General features: G+C 72.0%; 1 protein-coding gene. It reads right to left on the reverse strand.

Features of this window, described 5'->3' with window-relative positions:
• A partial coding sequence (locus J5Y04_RS40880; RefSeq protein WP_307853563.1) for a non-ribosomal peptide synthetase occupies positions 1 to 9313 on the reverse strand: 9313 nt, incomplete at its 3' end.

The raw sequence follows: 9313 nt of genomic DNA on the forward strand, positions 1-9313 counted from the left end.
CCAACCCCGCATGCGAAACCCCCACCCCCTTCGGACGACCCGTCGACCCCGACGTGTAGATCACATACGCCAACCGCGACACCACCGACCCCACACCCGGACCCACCACCGGCCGAGCCGCCAACCGGGCCGCCGCCTCCGGGTCGTCCAACTCGACCGTGGGCACGCCGTGCGCGAACCCGTCCGTCCGGCCGATCACCAGGCACGCTCCGCTGTCGGCGAGCATGAACTCCAGCCGCTCCGCCGGGTACTCCGGGTCCAGCGGCAGGTACGCCGCCCCGGCCTTCCACACCCCCAGGATCGCCGCGATCAGGTCCACACCCCGCGGCAGACACAAACCCACCACCGACTCCGGACCCACGCCCATCGCGATCAACTCGTGTGCCAGCCGGTTCGCCCGTGCGTCGAGGTCCGCGTACGACACCTCGAACCCGTCCCCCGCAACCGCCGGCGCCTGTGGCGTCCGCGCCACCTGCGCCTCGAACAACCGCTCCGCCGTCACCTGGGGAACACCCGCACCCGTGTCGTTCCACTCCACCAGCACCCGACGCCGCTCGGCCTCGTCCAGCACCTCCACCGACGCCAACCGCACCTGCGGGTCCTCGACCAGCGCGGCCACCACGTGGCCGAGCGCCGTGTGGAGCAGATCGCACACCCTGCCCGGGTCCGTCCGGACCGCCTGGACGCTGACGGTGAATCCGCTCCCTCGATCGTCGACGGCCACACTCAGCGGATAGTTGGTGTGGTCCTGCGAGGTCAGCAGCGTCACGCCGTCGAGCCCGCTGCCGGTCTCCTCCAGCGCAGCGCGGTCGTACCGGTAGTTGAAGATGGCGGTGAACAGCGGACTCGAACCCGGCACGCCGCTCGCCCGCTGGGCGAGCGACAGCGGCGCGTGCTCGTGCACCAGCAGTTCGGCCAGCTGGCTCCGCACTCCCGAGAGCGCCTCGCCCACACCCACCGCACCGGTCCGCACCCGGACCGGCAGGGTGTTGAGGAACAGACCCGGCACCCGGTCGGCCCCGGCACCGGAGTTCATCCGGCCGAACAGCACCGTCCCGAACACCACGTCCTCGCGCCCGCTGACCGCCGCCAGCACCCGAGCCCAGGCGAGGTGGAACACCGTGGCCGCACTCACCCCATGCCGGCGGGCGGCCTCCCGCACCCGGACGGCCAGGTCGGCGTCCACGTCCAGCTGCGCCGTCTCCACACCGGTGCCGTCGCTGTGCACGTCGAGCAGCCCGAACGGGGCGGTCGGCTCGGTGACGTCACTGAGGAGGCCGGCGAAGTACCGCTCGTGCTCCTCGTCCGCCACCCCGAGCCGCGCCTGGGCCACGAAGTCGCGGAACGGCAGCGGCGCGGGAAGCGAGTCGCCGCGCCCGGACAGGATCGCCCGCAGCTCCCCGAGCAGGACCTCCATCGTCGTGTGGTCCTGCACCAGGTGGTGGATCCTCAGCAGCGCCAGCCAGCGTCCGGTGCCCGGCTCGGCGGCGCGGTACACCTCGATCAGCGGAGCACGGCCCAGGTCCATCGACCCGCCGCCGGCCGCCGACAACTGCTCGACCGCGGCAGGACCCCCGGGGTCCAAGGTCACGTCCTGGACCGGCAGCACCGCCTTCCGCTGCACCACCTGGACGGGCTCGCGCAGCCCCTCCCAGACGATGGCGGTGCGATAGATGTCGTGCCGCTCCACGACCTGCTGGAGGGCGTCGAGGAACGCGTCCAGCCGCTGCCGGGAGTCGAACCCGAGGACGAAAGGCATCGCGTAGACGTCCGCCGCCTCGCCCCGCTCACTCATCAGGTGGTGGAAGAAGATCCCCTCCTGGAGCGGCGCGAGCGGGTAGACGTCGGCGACGTTCGCCGCACCCCCCGGAACACGCGCCACGAGGCGCGCGATCTCGGCGGCGTCCAGCTCCACCATGGACAGCATGTCCGGGGTGATCTCGGTCGCGTCGGCCGGGATCCGGTTCGCCGGCACCCGCACCGGCTCGGCGCCGGAGGCGGCGGCCAGCGCGGCCGGCGTCGCCGACCCGAACAACGCCCGCACCGACACCGACACCCCGCGCGCCCGCAAGTGCTCGACCAGCGACACCGCGAGGAGGGAGTGGCCGCCGAGGGCGAAGAAGTCGTCCTCGACGCCGACGGCCTCCACGCCCAGGACCTCGGCGAACGCCTGGCAGAGCAGCTCCTCCTGGGCGTTCGCCGGCGCGCGGCCCGGCGTTCCCGATCCGGTGAACTCGGGGGCGGGCAGGGCCTTGCGGTCCAGCTTCCCGTTCACCGTCAGCGGCAGCGCGTCCAGCACCACCACCGCCGACGGCACCATGTGCGACGGCAGACGCGAGGAGACGAACTCGCGTACCTGGTCCTGGAGTTCCGTCGATCCCAGCCCGTTCGTGACGACGTAGGCGACCAGTCGCTTGTCACCCGGCGTGTCCTCGCGCGCCACGACCGCGGAGTGGACCACGTCCGGGTGCTCCGCCACGACCGCGGCGACCTCACCCGGCTCGATCCGGAACCCGCGGATCTTCACCTGCTCATCCGCACGCCCCGCGAACACCAACCGCCCGTCGGCGCTCCAGCGGGCCACATCCCCCGTCCGGTACATCCGTCCGCCGCCCGTCTCGAACGGGCAGGCCACGAAACGCTCCGACGTCAGACCGGCCCGGCCGAGGTAGCCGCGCGCCAACTGCCCGCCCGCGACATACACCTCACCCGCCACCCCCACCGGCACCGGCCGCAGACCCCCGTCCAGGACGAACACCCGCAACCCCGGCAGCCCGCGGCCCACCGCACTCCCGGACGTCGTGGAGTCCAACTCCTGGAAGGTGACATGGACGGTCGTCTCGGTGATCCCGTACATGTTCACCAACCGCGGACCACCGCCGTCGGCATGCCGGGCCCACCACGGCGCCAGCCGCGACGGATCCAACGCCTCACCGCCGAACACCACCGCCCGCACCGACCCCAACGCCCCCGGCCGGTCGCCCTCCACCGCAAGGAGCTGGTAGAACGCCGACGGCGTCTGACTCACCATCGTCACCCCCTCGCGCTCCACCAACGCCAGGAACTCCTCCGGCGAACGCGACACCTCGAACGGAACCACCACCACCCGCCCCCCGTGCAACAACGCCCCCCACAACTCCCACACCGAGAAGTCGAACGCGAACGAGTGGAACCAGCTCCACACATCCCCCGCCCCGAACCCGAACAGGCCCCGCGACTGCGCGAACAACCCCGTCACACCCCGGTGCGACACCACCACACCCTTCGGACGCCCCGTCGACCCCGACGTGTAGATCACATACGCCGGATGATCCGGCAACACGACCGAACGCTCCGCCCCGGACAGCGGGCCACCCTCCAGCGCCAAGACCTCGGGACCGTCCACCGCCACCACCGGCACCCCGAACCCCGACAACCGCCCCAGCAAATCCCCCGACGACACCACCAGTTCCGCGCCGGCGTCCCGAAGCGTGAACGCCACCCGCTCATCCGGATACGCCGGATCCACCGGCAGATACGCCCCACCCGCCTTCAACACCGCCAACATCCCCACCACCAACTCCACCGACCGGCCCGCAACCACCCCCACCACCGACTCCACACCCACACCACGACCGATCAGGCACCTGGCCAACCGGTTCGCCCGCGCATCCAACTCCCCGTACGACACCCCCACCCCATCAGCCACCACCGCCACCGCACCCGGCGACTCCACCACCCGCGCCTCGAACAACCCCACCAACGTCCCCGACATCCCCACCGGCCCCTCCACCGCCGGCACCTGCCACCCCGCCAACAACCGCTCCCGCTCAACCCCACCCACCACATCCACCGCACCCAACCGCGACTCCGGCGACTCCTCCAACACCGACGTCAGACCCGCAACCGCCGTCCGCAGCAACCCACACACCTGCTCCGCATCGGCCGGGGCCACCGCCTGGACGGTGAGCACGAAGCCGGTCCCGTCGTCGTCCACGGCCACGGTCACGGGATAGTTGGTGCGGTCGTTGGTCCGGCCGTCCGACCCCAGGCCGGTGATGCCTTCGAGGGCCGCACCGGCCCCCTGGCCGGCCCCTTGACGGTGCCGGTAGTTGAGGATCGAGGTGAACAGTGGGCTGCCGCCGGGCACACCGCTGGCCTGCTGCGCCAGGGTGAGCGGGGCGTGCTCGTGCACCAGCAGCTCGGCGAGCTGCTGCCGCATGCCGGACAGCGCCTCGGCCGCGCCGAGTTCGCCGACCTGGACCCGAACCGGCAGGGTGTTGATGAACAGCCCTGGCACTCGGTCGGAGCCGGCGCCGGCGTTCATCCGGCCGAACAGCACCGTGCCGAAGACGACGTCGTCGCGTCCGCTGACCGCCGCCAACACCCGCGCCCAGGCGAGATGGAAGAGCGTCGCCGGACTCACACCCAGTCGTCGAGCCAACTCGCGGACTCGGGTCGCCAGTTCATCGCCCACCGGCAGCGACGCGTCCAACGCGGCCGAGCCACCGCTGTGCGCGTCCAGCAACCCGAACGGGGCCGTGGTCTCGGTGACGTCACCGAGGAGGTCGGCGAAGAACCGCTCGTGCTCCTCGCGCGGCACGCCCAACCGGGCGTGTGCCACGAACTCCCGGAAGGGCAGCGGCTCGGGCAGCGAGTCCCCCTCGCCGGACAGGATCGCCCGCAGCTCGCCGAGCAGCACGTCCAGCGTCGTGTGGTCCTGCATCAGATGGTGGATACGGAGCAGAGCCACCCATCGGTCGCTCCCGGGTTCGGCGGCGATGTGCACCCGCATCAGCGGTGCGCGGCCCAGGTCCATCCACGATCCGCCCGCCGCGAGGAGCTGCTCACGCACGGGCGCGCCACCTGCCTCCAACACCACTGCCTGGACGGGAAGTTCGGCATCGCGAAGGACCACCTGGACGGGCTCGCGCAGCCCGTCCCAGACGATGGCGGTGCGGTAGATGTCATGCCGGTCCACGACCTGCTGGAGGGCGGCGAGGAAGGCGTCCAGGCGCTCGCGCGAGTCGAACGCGAGTGTGACCGGCACCGCATAGACGTCCTCGTCCACGCCGTCGCGGCCGGCGAGCAGGTGGTGGAAGAAGAGGCCCTCCTGGAGAGGGGCGAGGGGGTAGACGTCCGCGATGTTGGCCGCGCCGCCAGGGACGGCCGAGGTGATCAGGTCGATCTCGGCCTGGTCCAGCTCGACCAGCGGAAGCATCCGCGGGCTGAGCTCGGTCGCGTCCGCCGGGATCGCGTTCGGGGGCACCACGACCCGGTCCGCTCCGACGGTGGCCGCCAGACCGGCCGGGGTCGGGCTCTGGAACAACGCCCGCACCGACACCGACACACCCCGGCCGCGCAACAACTCCACCAGCGAGACCGCGAGCAGGGAGTGCCCGCCGAGGGCAAAGAAGTCGTCGTCCACCCCGACGGCCGGCAGGCCGAGGATCTCGGCGAACGCGGCGCACAGGATCTCCTCCTGCACCGACGCCGGGGCACGGCCTCCTCCTGCGGCGTACTCGGGGGCGGGCAGGGCCCTCCGGTCCAGCTTCCCGTTCACCGTCAGCGGCAGCACGTCCAGGACCACGACGGCGGACGGGACCAGGTAGGACGGCAGCAGGTCGGTCGCGAACGCCCGCACCGTGGCCGGGAGTCCGCTGGCAGTCCGGCCGTCGGCAGGGACGACGTAAGCCACCAGCCGGGTGTCGCCCGGGGTGTCCTCACGGGCGACGACCGCCGCCTGCGCAACGCCGGCACACGCCGACAGCGCCGCACTCACCTCACCCGGCTCCACCCGGAACCCGCGGATCTTCACCTGCTCATCCGCCCGCCCCGCGAACACCAACCGACCGTCCGCCGTCCAGCGCGCCCGGTCACCGGTGCGATACATCCGCCCGCCCGCCACGCCACCGAACGGCGCCGCCACGAACCGCTCCGCCGTCAACCCCGCCCGGCCCGCATACCCACGCGCCAACTGCCCGCCCGCGACATACAGATCACCCGGCACACCCACCGGCACCGGCTGCAAACGCTCGTCCAACACATAGACCCGGGCACCCGCCACCGGCGCGCCCATCGGCACCGCCGACTCCGTACCGTCGATCCGCCCCGCCGTCACCATCACGGTCGACTCCGTCGGACCATAGGTGTTCACCAACCGCCGGTGCTCGGACCAGAGCTGCGCCTGCTCACGGCTGATCGGCTCCGCACCCACCAGAAGCGTTCCGAGCCCCGGCACAGCCTGCGGGTCCAGGACCGCGAGCAAGGACGGGACGACGCTCGCCGCGCTCACACGGCTGTCACGCAGCATCCGCGCCAGCAGGGCCGTGTCCGCACGCTCCGCCGCCGACGCCACCACCAGCGTCCCGCCATTGGCGAGCGTCACGGCCAGGTCCAGCACCGACGCGTCGAAACTGAACGACGCGAACTGCAACACCCGCACCCCCGGCGCCGCACCCAGCTCCGGCGACAACGCCGCCACCATCGACGCCACCGCACCGTGCGAAACCGCCACACCCTTCGGCACACCCGTCGAACCCGACGTGTAAATCACATAGGCAAGCTGCTCCGCACCCACCACGACGTCCGGAGCCGTCGACGGCCTCGCCAAGACCTGAGGATCGTCCAGGGACAGACCACCCCTGCCGATGACGACCGACGCACCACTGTCCGCGAGCATGAACTCCAGCCGCTCCGCCGGATACTCCGGATCCAACGGCACATACGCCGCCCCCGCCTTCCAGGTCGCGAGGATCGCCGCCACCATGTCCACACCCCGCGGCAGGCACAGACCCACCACCGACTCCGCACCCACCCCCATCGCCACCAACTGATGCGCCAACCGGTTCGCCCGCGCATCCAACTCCCCGTACGACACCTCCACACCCTCGAACACCACCGCCACCGCACCCGGCGACCCCGCCACCCGACCCGCGAACAACGCCGGCACCAGCGCCGACGCGGGGGCGGCGCCGGTGTCCGTCCAGTCCGTCAGCAGCATTCGGCGCTGGGACTCGCCCAGGATGCCGATCTCACCCAGCGGCGTCGCCGGGGCGCTTTCGAGGGCCGTGACGAGGTTGTCAACGGAGGTGTGCAGCAGCGCGCACACCTGCTCCGAGTCGACCGGGGCGACCGCCTCGACGCTCAGCAGGAACCCGGTTCCAAGGTCGTCGACGGCCACGTCCACGGGGTAGTTGGTGCGCTGCCGCGAGAACATCGCGGTCAGGCCCTCGATCCGACCGCCTCGCCGCTCGGCCGCGGCCTGGATGTGCCGGAAGTTGAAGATCGAGGTGAACAGCGGGCTGCCTCCGGGCACACCACTGGCCTGCTGCGCCACCGAGAGCGGCGCGTGCTCGTGCACCAGCAGCTCGGCCAGCTGGTGGCGCAGGCCGTCGAGCGCCTCGCCGACGCCCGCCTCGCCGACGCGGACCCGCACCGGGAGGGTGTTGAGGAAGAGGCCCGGGACCCGCTCCGCGCCGAGCCCGGCGTTCATCCGGCCGAAGAGCACGGTGCCGAACACCACGTCGTCCCGGCCCGAGACGGTCGCGAGTACCCGCGCCCACGCCAGGTGGAAGACCGTCGCCGCACTCACTCCCCGCGATCGCGCCAAGTCGCGTACACGTACGGCCAGTTCTTCACCCAGGGGGAGCTGTGCGCGGATCGACTCCGCGCCGTCGCCGTACACGTCGAGCAGCCCGTACGGGGCCGTCGTCTCCTCGACGTCGCCCAACAGCTCGGTGAAGTACCGCTCGTGCTCCTCGCGCGGCACGCCGAGGCGGGCCTGCGCGACGAAGTTGCGGAACGGCAGCGGCTCCGGAAGCGCGTCGCCGTCGCCGGACAGGATCGCCCGCAGCTCCCCGAGCAGGACGTCCTGGGTGGTGTGGTCCTGCGCCAGGTGGTGGATGCAGAGCAGGAGCAACCAGCGGTCGCTGTCCGGCTCGGCGGCGGTGAACACCCGCATCAGCGGCGCCCGGCCGAGGTCCATCGGCTGCTCGGCGGCGGCCAGCAGTTGCTGCACCGGCTCCGGGCCGTGCCCGTCGATCGCGATCTCCTCGACCGGCAGTTCGACCCGGCGCGCGACCACCTGGACCGGCTCGCGCAGGCCCTCCCAGACGATCGCCGTGCGGTAGATGTCGTGCCGGTCCACCACCTGCTGGAGTCCCCCGAGGAAGGCGTCCAACAGTTCGCGGGTGTCGAAGCCGAGGACCGTCGGGGACGCGTACACATCGGCTCCACCACCCTCCTGAACAGCCATCAGGTAGTGGAAGAAGATGCCTTCCTGGAGCGGTGCGAGCGGGTACACGTCGGCGACGTTGCCGGCGCCACCCGGCACCCGCGCCACGATCCGCTCGATGTCGGCCGTGTCGAGCTCGACCAGCGGCAGCATCGCGGGGGTGATCTCGGTCGCGCCGACGGGGATCAGGTTGGCCGGGACCTCGGCCTCCTGCGGGCCGGCCACCGAAGCCAGGCCGGCCGGGGTCGGCGTCTGGAAGAGCGTCCGCACCGACACCGCGACCCCGCGGGTCCGCAGGTACTCGACGAGGGAGATCGCGAGCAGGGAGTGACCGCCGAGGGTGAAGAAGTCGTCGTCGACCCCGACCGCCGGCAGGCCGAGGACCTCGGCGAAGGCCTGGCAGAGCAGTTCCTCCTGCACCGTGGCCGGACCACGGCCGCCCCCGGCCGTCAACTCCGGCGCCGGCAGGGCCTTGCGGTCGAGCTTGCCGTTCACGGTCAACGGCAGGGCGTCCAGGACGACGACGGCGGACGGCACCATGTACGACGGCAGCCGCTCCTCCGCGAACTCCCGCACCGCACCCGACAACCGGACCGCGTCCGCGTCCTCGTCGTCCGCCACCACGTACGCCACCAGCCGGGTGTCGCCCGGGGTGTCCTGCCGCGCGACGACCGCCGCCTGCGCCAACCCCGGATGCCCCGCCAGAACCGCCGCGACCTCACCCGGCTCGATCCGGAAGCCCCGGACCTTGACCTGCTCGTCCGCCCGCCCCAGGTACTCCAGCAGCCCCTCCGTACTCCACCGCGCCACGTCCCCCGACCGGTACATCCGGCCGCCGTCCGCCTCGAACGGGCACGCCACGAACCGCTCCGCCGTCAACCCAGGACGGCCCACGTACCCGCGCGCGACCTGCGCACCCGCGATGTACAACTCCCCCGGCACACCAGGCGGCACCGGCTGCAGACACTCGTCCAGCACGTACAACCGCGTGTTCGCCACCGGACGACCCACCGGCACCGCATCACCCACCCGGTCACCGGACGCCACCTCGAACACACAGCAACCCACCACCGTCTCCGTGGGCCCGTACTCGTTCAC

The sequence above is a fragment of the Kitasatospora sp. RG8 genome, from assembly GCF_017813315.1.
GTDB lineage: Bacteria > Actinomycetota > Actinomycetes > Streptomycetales > Streptomycetaceae > Kitasatospora.